This window comes from Weissella minor (genome assembly GCF_001437425.1).
GTDB lineage: Bacteria > Bacillota > Bacilli > Lactobacillales > Lactobacillaceae > Weissella > Weissella minor.
Genome location: NZ_JQCD01000009.1, coordinates 66,748 through 79,346 on the forward strand (window position 1 = coordinate 66,748; position 12,599 = coordinate 79,346).

Below are 12,599 nucleotides of genomic sequence, written 5' to 3' on the forward strand. Positions count from 1 at the left end.
TGATTAATTAAATAGCATACTGTAGATTGATGCATACATGAGACCCGCACCAACAAGCACAAAAATGTGCCAGTAAACATGGTTTAAAGGTAATTTTGGAATCAGATAAAGTAAGGCACCGCAGGTATAAACAATACCACCAGCTAATAGTAGGTTGAAGGCAACTGGCGTTAGAGCAGCATGCAACGCGGGGAAGGCGAGTAGGATTAACCAGCCCATAAATACGTAAATCAGAACAGATACCCAGGGCCAACGACCAACGAAAAATAAATCATAGATAAATCCTAAAATTGTACATAGTAGAATCGTAAACCAAATGGGCCAACCAACTTTTGGATCTAAAAATAACCAAGTATAGGGTGTGTAGCTTCCAAGAATGATGAGGTAGATACCTGAATGATCTAAGAATTGAAAAAATTTGCCAGCTTTTGTAAAAATAAGAGAATGAAATAAAGTAGATGCTAACAAGAATAAAATCATTGAGCCAGCATAAATTGAAAGTGCTGTGAGCGTAAACGCTGAAAAATGTTGTTGGATACTTTTCGTAATCAAGACAGTTGTACCAACAATTGCAGCGACAACACCGATACCATGGGTAACAGCGTTCAAGGTTTCATAGGTGATTAAGTAACGACGATTTTCTTGAGTGAGACTGGGCATAGTGAACTCCTTTGATAGCGGATTTGTAGTTTGTTTAAATAATAGTAACGCCTATATCTAGTTTTGTAAACTAGATTGTTGAATATTGGTAAACTGTATAGGCGTTTTTGTACACAAAAAAAGCCCGATGTGCATCGGGCTTAAGGTTTAAGATTTAAATTGAATTTTAACGTAGTCACGATAGAGTGGTAACTTATCCATTAGTTCTTGGTGCGTACCATTACCGCTAACTTGACCGTGATCAATGAAATAAATATTATCGGCATCAACAATTGTACTTAGGCGATGGGCAATTGTTAAGGTTGTGCGTCCAGCCATTAAAACAGCTAAGGCTTTTTGAACCATTGCTTCAGATTCTGAATCTAAGCTAGCAGTGGCTTCGTCTAACATTAAGATCTTTGGATCGCGTAAGAAAGCACGGGCAATTGCTAAACGTTGTCGTTGACCACCACTTACTTTAACACCGCGTTCACCAACTTGAGTATCGAGACCATCCGGCATCTCGCGCACAAATTGATCCGCATACGCTAGTTCAAGTACATGCCACAAGTCATCATCTGAATAAGCGTTATCATCTAGGCCATAAGTTAAATTGTGGCGAATGGTACCGGCCATAATGGCAGAATCTTGACTGACAAAGCCAATTTGCGAACGCCAATCTTGTAGATTAATATCATTAATATTTTGACCATCAATACTGATTTGGCCATTAGTCGGCTCATAAAAACGTTCAATTAAGCTGAATATGGTTGACTTTCCACCACCAGAAGGACCAGCGAAGGCAACGACTGTGTTAGGCTTGGCTTCAATTGAGATGTCTTTCAAAATTGATTCACCAGTATCATATTCAAAATCAACATGTTGCATCGCAAGGGTCTTACCACTTACATCTAAAGTGTTAGAATTGTCGTCGAGCTGTTCTTCAGGTTCTTCTAATACCTCACGCACACGTTCAGTTGATCCAGCGGCCTTTGACAAAGTTGTGAAGAAATTTGCCACGATGGCAATCGGGCTCATGATTTGGAATAGGTACATTAAAAATGACACCATTATTCCCATCGACATCGTTCCGTTCATCACACGAACTGCTGCATAACTTAGTAAGCCAACAATGACAGCAAGCATCATTGAAGACATGATTGGGCCAACGATTGAATCATAAATAGCTTCTTTTAGTCCAATTTGGTAAAGGTTTTGAATATATGAACGACCATGCTTACTTTCATAAGGTTCAGCATCTGAAATTTTAACAAGGCGAATTTCGCTTAGCGTTTCATCAGAGACACCACTAAATTTAGAAAGTGCATCCTGGCGTTGACGACCAACTTCGCCGGATTTTTTCATAATTGGTAACATGATGACCATGGTTAAGGGCACTGTGATAAACATGATGGTTGTCATTTTCCAATCCATCAAAGCCATGATGACTAAAGCTCCAAAGAATTGAAGTAAAGCTGTAATCATCTTAGGGAATGCATTGGCTAGTAGATCCTTGATTTGCGTCGTATCATTCACTAATCGAGAGGTCATCTCACCGGATTTGACGTCATCATAGTAACTAACATGTAAGCGAATGAGCTTGTTCCAGAGTGTTTCACGTAATTTTGCGACAACATCCTCGCCAAAAAAACTGAGAATAATACCAGACAATGAGCTAACAATGGCACTCGTGATAAAGAGGCCTAAAACTAAAATTAAGAATGTTTTATCAACACCATGATTCAGATTATTCACAACGGTTTGTGCCAATCTTGGAACTGCTAGTTGTGCGGCGCTGGCAATGATGCCGAGTCCAAGCCCTAGAGCAAGCTGCCAGTATTTGGGTTTTGTATTTTTAAGTAAGGTAAAGAAGGCTTTCAAATCAAACTTATGTTTTGTCTGTTGCCTTGCATTAGATGGTTGACGATCCATTTTTTGACTTCCTTTTTTTAAATTAGCGGTCCCAAGGGCCGTTCCAATTTTGTTTATGCATATTGTGCCAATCGTGATTCATTTGATGTTGCATGTCCGACCAATTGATAGCTTCTTGAGTATCAACGAGCTTATTTAATAACGCATCCAGTTGATGTTTCTCTTCATCGGAAAGGCCATTAAATAGTTTGGCAGCGATGTTATCTGATACTTGCTCTAAACTATCAAATTGCGCCTGGCCACTTTCACTAATTTGAACTAATGAAGAGCGCTTATCTTGTTCATTTGGTATGCGATTGACAAATTGATGGTGTTCCAAATGTTTGACCATTATGCTTACAGAGCTGGGTTTAATATCCAATTTGATTGAAATGTCAGTATTAGACAAGCCTTCTGGATATTCGCGCAACAATTGAAGTAAACGTAATTGACCACGGCCAGCATCTTGACTACCGCGTTCAAGGAATTGGCTTTGGCGATGAATGGATGCATCAAATTGACGATTTTGAAATAGCTTACCAAATGTTTCAAGTAAATCTTTGTTAATGGTCATGAATGAGTTCCTCCTGTGCTTGATTTATTTTAGTTAGTTTTAAAGTGGATTAGCTAACTAAATTAAGCACAAAACATATCTTAGTTTTTTAGTTAGTTTTTGTCAACAGAAAACTAACTAATTATTTTAGAAAATGAAAATGAAACTGCGGAATGATGGTAAAATTAAAGCATAATACATTAGAGGAGTTGGGATATGGTATATTTATGGATCCATTTAATTACATGGGTGGTATTACTAGTGGTTGCGAGTTTAGCAATTTTTGTTAGTGATGATAAGATCAGCAAAATCAGTATGATGGTTGCACGTTTGGGGTATATTTTCGCAATTGTTTCCGGTGCGATGCTCTTTAGCTATGCCTATCAGGAAAATGCTATGCAAACGATTATCAAGGTTGTGTTGGGAATTGGTTTAATTGGCTTAATTGAGGTCGCATTTGCAAAGAAGAAGCGGCATGAGCTGAATGTTGGGTTTGCGTTCGTTGTGATTGTGGCAATTATTTTAGTTGGCTTGTTTGGAATTCATCTGGCAGGCGGCTACCCATTTGTCCACTAAGAAAAAAAAGAGCTTCCATTTACGGAAGCTCTTTTTTAGATATTAGCAGCCAGGCTATCAAGACTGGCGATGACAATATCACGATTAGTATGTTCGGATTTAAAATTGAGTTGACGATCAGCTTTAGTTGTATCAATTTGACGATTAAGTTTAGCCAGTAATAAGCCTTCGCGTGCAGCGTGATTGAAGTGGCTTGCAATTTGTAATGCCCAAGTTGGTAAGGTGCGCTTTGGAAGATTTTTAGATAAATCAGGACGAGTTTCTTGAATGATTTGTGCCATCTCTTGGAATGAAATTTGGCCAGGTGCAGAGGCGATGAGTCGTTCGCCGGTTGATTGGTCATTCTCCATCGCCAGAATGTGCATGGTGGCGACATCACGAACATCGACGATATTGAGATTGATTTTCGGCAAGACAGACATCTCACTGCCGACAATTGTCTTCAATACATCAAAGCTACCTGAAATGTGATTGTTCAGTGCTGGCCCAAACATCGCCACGGGGTTAATAGTTGTTAGATTAAGGTTGTTTTGTTTAGCAAAATCCCATGCGGCTTGCTCAGCAAGCGTTTTTGATTTTTCGTAAGCTGAAAGGCCTGGTTGATTGATATTTGTCCAATCATTTTCATTAATGAGATGGTTTGGATCAAAAGAACTAAAACCAATCGCGCCATAATTAGACGTCATCACAATTTTTTTAACATTAGCGGCCTGGGCAAAGCCCATTAAACGAAGTGTTCCAGCCTTTGAAACATTAATTTGTTCTTCTTCATCTGCATTACCAAAAAAGACAGGGGATGCAACACTTAAAAAATAGTCGACATCTTTAAAGGCGTCAGCCCAACCATCGTCCTTTAATAAATCGGCATAGAAAAGTTCCAACTGATTTAAGCGCGGTGTATTGTTTTCCTGCAAGGTTGTCCGTAACTTAGTGGCACTCTTTTCATTCCGAACGGATGCTTTAACTTGATAATCACGCTCTAATAATTGGTCAATAATGTGAGTCGCTAAAAATCCATTACCACCTGAGACTAATACTGTTTTTTTCATAATAATACCTCTTTTTATTTTGCTTTAAGTGAATAAATGTAGTATAAAGTGTAGAGTTAACTCTATAGCAAGCGGAGATTTTAAAATGACTTATAAAACACATGAATTTGCTCAAATGATGGGTGTGTCAACATATACGATTCGTTATTACGATAAAGAAGGCATGCTACCCTTCGTCATTCGTGATGCCAATGGGTATCGGGTTTTTACAGATGCTGATGTGAATATTTTTAAAACAATCTTGTGTTTGAAACAAACAGGGATGCCTTTAAAGCATATTAAGCATTACATTCATTTGGTTGAAGTTGGACCGGAAACGGTGGATGAGCGATTAGAAATGTTAGAAGACCATAAACAAATGGTGCTTGAAAAACAACGCTTGGTGACTGAGAACCTAAAAGGTGTTCAAGAGAAAATCGATAAATATCGTGATCCAGATGCAAAAGACGTCATTAGGCAAGAATTAGCTTATGTAAAAGCAGAAAAACAAAATGTGTAGGTAAATTTAGATTTAGATAGAAGAAAGACGGAGTCAACTGATGCAAGCACAATTAGGTTTAGTTATTGCAATTGATGGTGTTTTATTTGATACTGATGCGTTGTATGATGCCATTGATGAAAATAACAAAAAAGTAAATAAACGTTTACCGCGGAGCATTTGTAATAAGTATGTCCCTGCGTTACAAGTACCGCAGAGTGAATTAGAAACACTGAAAAAGTATCCCATTCGAGTTGGCTATATGAGCCATCATGATCCGATTATTATTCGAGAAATGCTTAACCAACGTAGTGGGGTTCGGCAAAATTGGTCATCCCTATTATCATTAGCAGATATTACAGAAAATGATTTTGGGTGGTTTGCAGGCTCAAATTTCATTACAACAAATGCTGGGACATTGTCCCCTGATATCAATCATTTGACGAATCAGGCTGTCCCAAACAATGATCAAGTTTCGCAACTTAAAGCAGTCATGGCATCGGAATTGAGCGCAGGGGCTCCAATGATTGGTGTTGTTAATACGGTTGCGGATTTTAAACTGCTTGAAGCCAATAACATTGACGCGTATTTTGCATTGTGGGCAGTTAAAGAACGGCCGCAAGAGGCACTTATAAATGAACGAGGCGTTGAATCATTCTCGGATGTGTTTGCATTGATTGAAAAGATACTTTGAAGGAGCATGAAGGCATTAAGATTTGTTAATTAATTTGTTAAATTGAAAGAACTCGCTTATAATGTATCCTGTATGTTTGTGCCCTAATGGTAATAATTGCGGGGACAAGAAAGAGAATTGTTAACAATCTAAAGGTAAAAATTTATGATAGACGATGAAGAAATGAAAATTGTCACCAAGAATGTCACCAAGAAATTTGAACTGGAATCATCTAAGAAAAAGCATATTAAGGAGCTACTTACACCATTTCGCAAGAAAGAAGATAATTCTTTTTGGTCGCTAAAAGGTGTAACATTTGATGTTAAACCAGGAGAAGCGGTTGGAGTTGTTGGCTTAAACGGGTCAGGAAAGTCAACTTTGCTAAACATTGTGAGTGGTATTTATCCGCAAACAACAGGTGAAGTACAAATTAATGGAGATACCTCTATTATTTCGATTGGTGCCGGTTTAAAAGAAAACTTGTCAGGTCGTGACAATATTGATTTTAAACTTTTGATGATGGGCTTTACGAATGCTCAAGTCAAAGAAACAATGCCAAGTATTATCGAATTTTCTGAATTGGGTGAATTCATTGATCAACCGGTTAAGACTTACTCATCAGGGATGAAGTCAAAGCTTGGTTTTTCAATCATGGCCCATACTGACCCAGATATTATGATTATTGACGAAGCTTTGTCTGTTGGAGACTCGACTTTTGCTAGTAAGAGTTTTGATAAAATTCGTGAATTTAAAAAGCAAGGGAAAACGATTTTCTTTGTGAGTCACTCAAATAATCAAATTAAAGAAATTGCAGATACCGTTTTGTGGATGCATTATGGTGAGTTGCGAGAAAATGGACCTGCTGATGTGGTGATGCCACATTACATTCGCTGGCAAAAAGAATTCAATGCACTACCGCGTAAAAAGCGTGAAAAGTACATGTCACAGCGTAAAAAGTTACAACGTGATTTTTCAGTTCAAGATATTGCAGAGGCAGAGCTACGTGAAACGTTAGAAGGTCCAAACCCTGACCCTACTCTTGTAGAAAGTCGTAAAGCGCGTGCTGAATTTGTTACAAAAGAGTCCAAGAAACTGAATAAGCGAAGCAATCCGCATCGCCTGGGATGGGTGAATTTAGCGATTATTTTTGCACTAATTTTCACAATTGGCTATACAGCTTATACAACTGTTCATAGTGCTGAAGCGCAAAGAATTGAAGTAAAGCAAAAGAAAGAAGCATCTCGAAAAGCTAAAATAGCTAATGAAAAGAAAGCATCTGAAAAAAGAAAATCTAAAAAAGAGAAGCGGGAAAGTAGTGTAATTACGAGTGAGTATTCGCCTGTGCCCGAATCTCAAATTACCAATGAGACACCGGCCTCTATATTACAAGATGCTGGTAATCAAGAAGATGCTGGTAATCAAGAAGATGCTGGTAATCAGGGTGACACTGGTAACCAATCAATTGCAGGTAATCCGGCAAACGCAGGCAATCAGGCAAATACGGGTAGCCAAGCAAATGTTGGTGGGCAAACGGATTCCGGTAACCAAACTGATTCACAGGCGCCAGGAGATGCAACGGATGTACAAGGTACAACTGATGCGGATTCAAATGGTGTAAATTAAATCGTAAAAAGTTGAGAGGACAAATAGTCCTTTTTGTAGAGGAGTTGTAGACATTATGATTAATGCACTCAAAATACTTTGGGAGCAAGTAACCAATTTGCCATTGATTATCCGTATGGTGAAATTTGGGGACCAAAATACCTATGGTAGCTTTATACTTGGACAAACCTGGAAAATTGTGAACCCAATTTTGCAAGTAACCGCTTATTTTTTGGTTTTTGGTTTAGGTTTTAGACAAGTAACTATGCCAGGTGCTCCCACATCAAGTCCGCTTTACTATTTAGCATGGATGATGTTTGGAATGGCAATATGGCGTTTTATGAACGAAGCAATAATGAATGGTTCATCTTCCATTAAAAGACAACTTAAAATTGTGACAAAGATGAAATTTCCCATGTCAGTTTTACCATCAATTTCAATTGGAACATCAATTTGGACATTAATTGTACTAACGGTACTTGGACTGGCTTTTTTGTTCATTTCAGGACAACCAATCAGTTCGCATTGGCCATGGGTAATCTATTATCTTATTGCCACATTAATATTTGTTTATAGTTTTGCATTGTTTAATTCAACAATTTTAATTATAATTCCCGATTACATCAGTATTTTGCGACTTGTTATGTCGATGGGAATGTGGTTTGCAGGTGTTATCTTTAATTTAGGACAAATGAATAATCTTGTTGGAGATATTTTAAGATTAACACCATTTTATTATTTAGTTGCTGGTTATCGTGATGCATTGTTTGCACCTGATCCAGTATTAGCACGAGAGTTTACTTCAACGACTATTATTTTCTGGTGTTCAGTTCTACTATTGCTAATTGTGGGAACTTACTTGCATCGTAGTTTTAAAGATATCTTTGTTGAATATAAGTAATTTAATCAATTTTTAAATTATTCTCAAGCTTAGTATTTCTTAAGGACGTTACAAGAATTGACTGTTACACTATAAGGTAGTCAAATAAAAAGTATCGTTTTTGAATTATATGAGTCGGATTTGATTCGTACATTACAGAAAATATTTAATTTAAGGGGAGCAATTTATGGCAGCGCCGACATCATATTTAGTTATCGAAGAAGTTCATTTATGCATGTTAAACATTTTAGATGATATTTTGGCATATTTAAATGAGCATGATATTCCATATGTGCTTAGTGGAGGCTCGGCTTTGGGGGCCATTCGTCATCGCGGATTTATTCCTTGGGATGATGACATTGATTTAGCAATTCCACGTGAAGGGTACAATGAATTTTTAAAGAATTATAAGCCAACAAATAAAGACTATTCAGTGATTAGTGTCTATGATTCAGACAATTCTGATATATCATATATGCGTGTTGTTGATGAAAAGACCGCTTCAAGTAACCGATATTTAAATATTAATAATGGTATCTTTGTGGATGTCTTTCCGATTGACCATTTGCCTGACAGTAGTTTTGGTCAACATATGGCTTGCTATCGCATGAAATATCTTGATTTTTTGCGTAATTCAACCCGTCGAATTGAATATAAAAAAGCAGACGGTATGGTCAGAAACACAATGAAGCGTGCGTTTGCCTTCGGATTGCGTAACAAAAAAATTGGTTATTATGCGAATAAAATGAATAAGTTGGCACTTAAAACCAATGAAAAAAATAAAGATAGTCACACTGTTTCTTTGTATGTTGTGCAAGGAATCAACAAATTGCGTGAAAATAACACGGTTGAGACGTACACAACTGATCGTCAAAAGGCAATGTTTGAAGGACGTGAAGTCTATGTTCCTGGTGAAAAGTATCTCGTAAAGATATATGGGCCAGATTATATGGAAATCCCACGTAAGCATAAGACTCATGGAAAGTTCTACATCATTAATGACAAAGATACTGGGTTATCGTGGCGAGATGCACTTGAGCAACTTAATGACCAAGATGAAATGGAAGAATCTAATAACGAGGAGGACAATCAAGCATGACAGCATTAATTAAAGCCGTGGATAAAATTGATGATATTTATCATTCAATTGATGCTTCGCTTCGTTCTGATTTAGAAACCATTTTATATCAAGCCGCCCAATCAGGTGAGTTTGGGGTCGTTTTAGAACAGCATAATGATTTGTTTGATAAGCTACGCTTAGCCAATTTTTTTGAGATGCCACTAGGCTTTAAGTTGGTTAGTGCGAATTTGGCAAATGGAGATGTTCAAAGTTCTTTGCTTTGGGGTACGGTATCAGTGAGAAATTCCAGTCTAGTTACTGACTTGATCGCACAATCAATTGAGAATTTTGAGAGTCATTTGACAGAATCAGAACAACAAATTTTTAATCGTATTTCACAGAAAATTGACGAGAATAATTTTTTTGAAAATACAGAAATTCCAGTCTTGGATGAAGAAGCATTCTTCGTTGAAGAGCATGCAATGTATTTCCGAGCATATGGATACCGGATTAAATTTGGTTTGGGTCAAAATCCTGAAATTGTTGGTCGCGCCGAACGAAAATATGCAGTCCGTTTTTTGACAGTATATTAAGACAAACAAAAGCAGTTATGTCATATGACATAACTGCTTTTATTTTGCCAAAAATGGTATGATAAAAATAAAAAAGAGGCTATGTTATGAAGCAAAGATATGAAATTCCAACTGCGGTGTATGCACTAATGTATGATGGAAACCAAATTTTACTACAAAAAAGAAATCATACTGGAATTGAAGATGGGGCCTTTGACCTAGCGACTTCAGGGCACGTTGAGGCTGGAGAAACATATGTAGATGCCATTGTTCGTGAACTAAAGGAAGAACTGGGCATTCAAGTTTTACCAGAGGATGTTGCATTTTCAAATATGATTCATTCCAAATATCATGATGATGGTTTGGTTTATAATAATGTATATTTCAAGATAAAGCATTATACAGGCACGCCTGCTGTAATGGAGCCAAGTAAGAATGCAGGTCTCGAGTGGTTTGATTTACAGACATTACCTGATAACTTAATTGCTGACCGACGCCTAGGCATTGAAAATGATCTCAAGCATCAAGCATTTGCAGAGTTTGGCTGGGAATAGAAAATTCAAGACGAATTGAGGAGATAAATGCATAGAACAAGAAAACATGTTATAGCGTGGTTATTGAGTTTGCTGACGGTTGTCAGTGCTGTGCTCTTAGGGTTAACAAGTATTGCGTCGGCTGACGATGATTATGCAATTACTAATTTTGATCAACAAATTCAGGTTCAATCTGATGGCTCAGCCGATGTCTACTTAAAAACAACTTATCGCTTTGATGATGATATGAACGGTGTCTACATGCAGCAAGGGCTAGGCGATGATGTGTCCCTAGTTGGTACGCCTAAAGTAACTGTCAATGGGAAACCTATGGCTGCGTATTCCGAAGGATCTAAGCAGGGGTTAAAGATTGAAAATATCAATGACGGTGAAAAAGGGGTTCGCTTTAAATTATACAACCCGGTTGAATACGGGGATACGACAACCATTGAATGGCGTTATACATTAAATAATGTGGCCAAAAGATACCAGGATGTCGGTGAGTTAAATTGGCGCGTTGTGGGCGGAAATTGGATGGTGCCATTTGATAAAATGCGAGTTTCTGTGACATTTCCCAATGCACCTTTAAAAGATGAAAAAACTTGGCAACACGGTTTAAGTAAACAAGAGGGAAAGTATGAAAATAAAACGGGCCGTTGGTTGTATGAAGACACTGATTATCCTGAAGAGCAACCGTTAGAGTTACATATGATTTTTGACCCAGCTACTTTAAATGATGCCAAAGTGATTCCTGAAAAAAAGCGTGCTGAAATTGAGGCGCAAGAACAGGCTTTAGCTGATCGTGAAGCTAAACGTGTCCGTCAGTATCAATACTTTCAAATTGGATTATTTGTACTGGTAGTCGCTGGCTATGTTTATTTACGTCGTTATTGGCAAAAAACACAAGCTTTAAGCGCTTTTGAAAGAGATCAAGAGCGTCAGTACGATTTACCATCGAATGACTTGCCAGCCACGATTGGGCGACAATTATATGATAATGATTTAGAAGATCAAGTTACGTTATCAGCGACTTTGATGGACTTGATAGCACGCCATTATGTTGAAATTGAAGATTTGACACCGCATAAATCCGGACGTCGTAAACAGTTTATCTTAACGCTAAAAAAGCCAGTTGATGATTTACAAATGTTCGAACAGACTGCTTTGGTATTAGTATTCCAACAACCCCTACAGGTAGGCATATCAATCGAAAGTAATAAATTGGAGCGTAAGCGAAATTCTGAGAAAAAGAAATATGCTAAAGATATTAAAAAATATCATCGACAGTTAGTTAAGGCTTACCCCGATACGTTAATCGATCGGCCAGTTCGGCAACACTTGGATCAAAATAATATGATCCAATGCTGTTTCTTTGGCGTCCTAGCAGTGATGCAAGTGATGCTACTTTTGACAAATGAGGGGGCTGTTAATTATATTTATGGCTTACTAGGTGGTGCTATGATGGGAATTGGCATGACGCTGTTACTGGTACGTAGAAGCGTTCATAAATTTTCTTATACCTCGGTAGGAAGGCCAATTGCGCTAGACTGGCATCGATTTGGCAATATGCTGGACCATGTTGGTCAGATGTCAAAACGGGAGATTGATGAAGTGGTCCTATGGGATCGTTATTTTGCGTACGCCATTATTTTAGATAAAGCAGATAAGGTATCGGCTGCACTAGAAAAGTTGGATAATTCGCAGAATGCAGATTTTGCATCATCTCAAGTATCAACAACTGCAAAGATGATTTTTGCTTATCAATTATTCCAACCAAATGTATTAGGTAATAATTTACCATCAACTAGTTCTGGCTCAGGTGCAAGCGGGAGTGCCTTTGGTGGTGGCGGTACCTCTGGTGGCTTTGGCGGATCAAGCGGTGGTGGTGCATTTTAATAGTGTTAACATCGTATGAATTAAAACAGGGTCTACGGACGCTGTTTTTTTTGTAGCAGTGTCTTTCTTTATCTTTAAGTCTGCAGAACGTATAATTAAAAATAGTATGCGATATGCAGCAACGACAGAGAAAATAAAAAAGCAATTGGTGTAAAGGGATTTATGGTAATTGCATGA

General features: G+C 37.8%; 13 protein-coding genes. 9 read left to right on the forward strand and 4 right to left on the reverse strand.

Annotated features, from left to right (window positions below; translation table 11 throughout):
* Nucleotides 1-3 precede the first annotated feature (3 nt).
* The 3 genes from trhA to IV67_RS00840 all read right to left on the reverse strand — a co-directional run bounded on the left by trhA (nucleotide 4) and on the right by IV67_RS00840 (nucleotide 3,124).
* Complete coding sequence (gene trhA, locus IV67_RS00830) at nucleotides 4-660, reverse strand: PAQR family membrane homeostasis protein TrhA (protein ID WP_057786171.1); 657 nt, start codon at nucleotides 658-660, stop codon at nucleotides 4-6.
* Nucleotides 661-807: 147 nt separating this feature from the next.
* Nucleotides 808-2,571, reverse strand: coding sequence for an ABC transporter ATP-binding protein (locus tag IV67_RS00835; RefSeq protein WP_057786172.1), 1,764 nt, complete (start codon nucleotides 2,569-2,571; stop codon nucleotides 808-810).
* 22 nt (nucleotides 2,572-2,593) lie between these two features.
* Nucleotides 2,594-3,124 (reverse strand): MarR family winged helix-turn-helix transcriptional regulator, encoded by a 531-nt coding sequence (locus tag IV67_RS00840; protein ID WP_057786174.1) that lies wholly within the window; start codon nucleotides 3,122-3,124, stop codon nucleotides 2,594-2,596.
* A 195-nt stretch (nucleotides 3,125-3,319) separates the two neighbouring features.
* Between IV67_RS00840 and IV67_RS00845 the strand changes: the two genes are divergently transcribed.
* Nucleotides 3,320-3,679, forward strand: coding sequence for a DUF1516 family protein (locus tag IV67_RS00845; RefSeq protein ID WP_057786176.1), 360 nt, complete (start codon nucleotides 3,320-3,322; stop codon nucleotides 3,677-3,679).
* A gap of 35 nt (nucleotides 3,680-3,714) precedes the next feature.
* Here IV67_RS00845 and IV67_RS00850 read toward each other — a convergent pair whose 3' ends face one another.
* Nucleotides 3,715-4,728, reverse strand: coding sequence for an NAD-dependent epimerase/dehydratase family protein (locus tag IV67_RS00850; RefSeq protein WP_057786178.1), 1,014 nt, complete (start codon nucleotides 4,726-4,728; stop codon nucleotides 3,715-3,717).
* 85 nt (nucleotides 4,729-4,813) lie between these two features.
* Here IV67_RS00850 and IV67_RS00855 point away from each other — a divergent pair, with 85 nt between their 5' ends.
* The 8 genes from IV67_RS00855 (at nucleotide 4,814) to IV67_RS00890 (ending at nucleotide 12,422) form a co-directional block, all read left to right on the forward strand.
* The gene (locus tag IV67_RS00855; RefSeq protein ID WP_057786180.1) at nucleotides 4,814-5,227 is read left to right on the forward strand and encodes a MerR family transcriptional regulator; all 414 of its coding nucleotides are present in this window, start codon (nucleotides 4,814-4,816) and stop codon (nucleotides 5,225-5,227) included.
* Nucleotides 5,228-5,267: 40 nt separating this feature from the next.
* Nucleotides 5,268-5,900 carry a hypothetical protein gene (locus tag IV67_RS00860; protein WP_057786182.1) on the forward strand — a complete coding sequence of 211 codons (633 nt, stop codon included), beginning with the start codon at nucleotides 5,268-5,270 and terminating at the stop codon, nucleotides 5,898-5,900.
* 144 nt (nucleotides 5,901-6,044) lie between these two features.
* Entirely contained in the window at nucleotides 6,045-7,502 is a 1,458-nt protein-coding gene (locus IV67_RS00865; RefSeq protein ID WP_057786184.1) for an ABC transporter ATP-binding protein, read from the forward strand.
* A 55-nt stretch (nucleotides 7,503-7,557) separates the two neighbouring features.
* The gene (locus IV67_RS00870; RefSeq protein ID WP_057786186.1) at nucleotides 7,558-8,382 is read left to right on the forward strand and encodes an ABC transporter permease; all 825 of its coding nucleotides are present in this window, start codon (nucleotides 7,558-7,560) and stop codon (nucleotides 8,380-8,382) included.
* A 166-nt stretch (nucleotides 8,383-8,548) separates the two neighbouring features.
* A complete protein-coding gene (locus tag IV67_RS00875) occupies nucleotides 8,549-9,460 on the forward strand; it encodes a LicD family protein (RefSeq protein ID WP_057786188.1) in 912 nt (303 codons plus the stop codon).
* Nucleotides 9,457-10,014 carry a hypothetical protein gene (locus tag IV67_RS00880; RefSeq protein WP_057786190.1) on the forward strand — a complete coding sequence of 186 codons (558 nt, stop codon included), beginning with the start codon at nucleotides 9,457-9,459 and terminating at the stop codon, nucleotides 10,012-10,014. The genes IV67_RS00875 and IV67_RS00880 overlap by 4 nt, the downstream gene beginning before the upstream one ends.
* Nucleotides 10,015-10,100: 86 nt before the next feature.
* On the forward strand, nucleotides 10,101-10,547 hold the full coding sequence (locus tag IV67_RS00885; RefSeq protein WP_057786192.1) for an NUDIX domain-containing protein: 447 nt from the start codon (nucleotides 10,101-10,103) through the stop codon (nucleotides 10,545-10,547).
* A 27-nt stretch (nucleotides 10,548-10,574) separates the two neighbouring features.
* Nucleotides 10,575-12,422, forward strand: coding sequence for a DUF2207 domain-containing protein (locus IV67_RS00890; RefSeq protein ID WP_057786194.1), 1,848 nt, complete (start codon nucleotides 10,575-10,577; stop codon nucleotides 12,420-12,422).
* The last annotated feature ends 177 nt before the right edge of the window (nucleotides 12,423-12,599 follow it).

Coding starts and splice junctions, on each gene's coding strand:
- trhA (WP_057786171.1), bottom strand. CDS start 660: ATGCCCAGTCTCACTCAAGAAAATCGTCGTTACTTAATCACCTATGAA.
- IV67_RS00835 (WP_057786172.1), bottom strand. CDS start 2,571: ATGGATCGTCAACCATCTAATGCAAGGCAACAGACAAAACATAAGTTT.
- IV67_RS00840 (WP_057786174.1), bottom strand. CDS start 3,124: ATGACCATTAACAAAGATTTACTTGAAACATTTGGTAAGCTATTTCAA.
- IV67_RS00845 (WP_057786176.1), top strand. CDS start 3,320: ATGGTATATTTATGGATCCATTTAATTACATGGGTGGTATTACTAGTG.
- IV67_RS00850 (WP_057786178.1), bottom strand. CDS start 4,728: ATGAAAAAAACAGTATTAGTCTCAGGTGGTAATGGATTTTTAGCGACT.
- IV67_RS00855 (WP_057786180.1), top strand. CDS start 4,814: ATGACTTATAAAACACATGAATTTGCTCAAATGATGGGTGTGTCAACA.
- IV67_RS00860 (WP_057786182.1), top strand. CDS start 5,268: ATGCAAGCACAATTAGGTTTAGTTATTGCAATTGATGGTGTTTTATTT.
- IV67_RS00865 (WP_057786184.1), top strand. CDS start 6,045: ATGATAGACGATGAAGAAATGAAAATTGTCACCAAGAATGTCACCAAG.
- IV67_RS00870 (WP_057786186.1), top strand. CDS start 7,558: ATGATTAATGCACTCAAAATACTTTGGGAGCAAGTAACCAATTTGCCA.
- IV67_RS00875 (WP_057786188.1), top strand. CDS start 8,549: ATGGCAGCGCCGACATCATATTTAGTTATCGAAGAAGTTCATTTATGC.
- IV67_RS00880 (WP_057786190.1), top strand. CDS start 9,457: ATGACAGCATTAATTAAAGCCGTGGATAAAATTGATGATATTTATCAT.
- IV67_RS00885 (WP_057786192.1), top strand. CDS start 10,101: ATGAAGCAAAGATATGAAATTCCAACTGCGGTGTATGCACTAATGTAT.
- IV67_RS00890 (WP_057786194.1), top strand. CDS start 10,575: ATGCATAGAACAAGAAAACATGTTATAGCGTGGTTATTGAGTTTGCTG.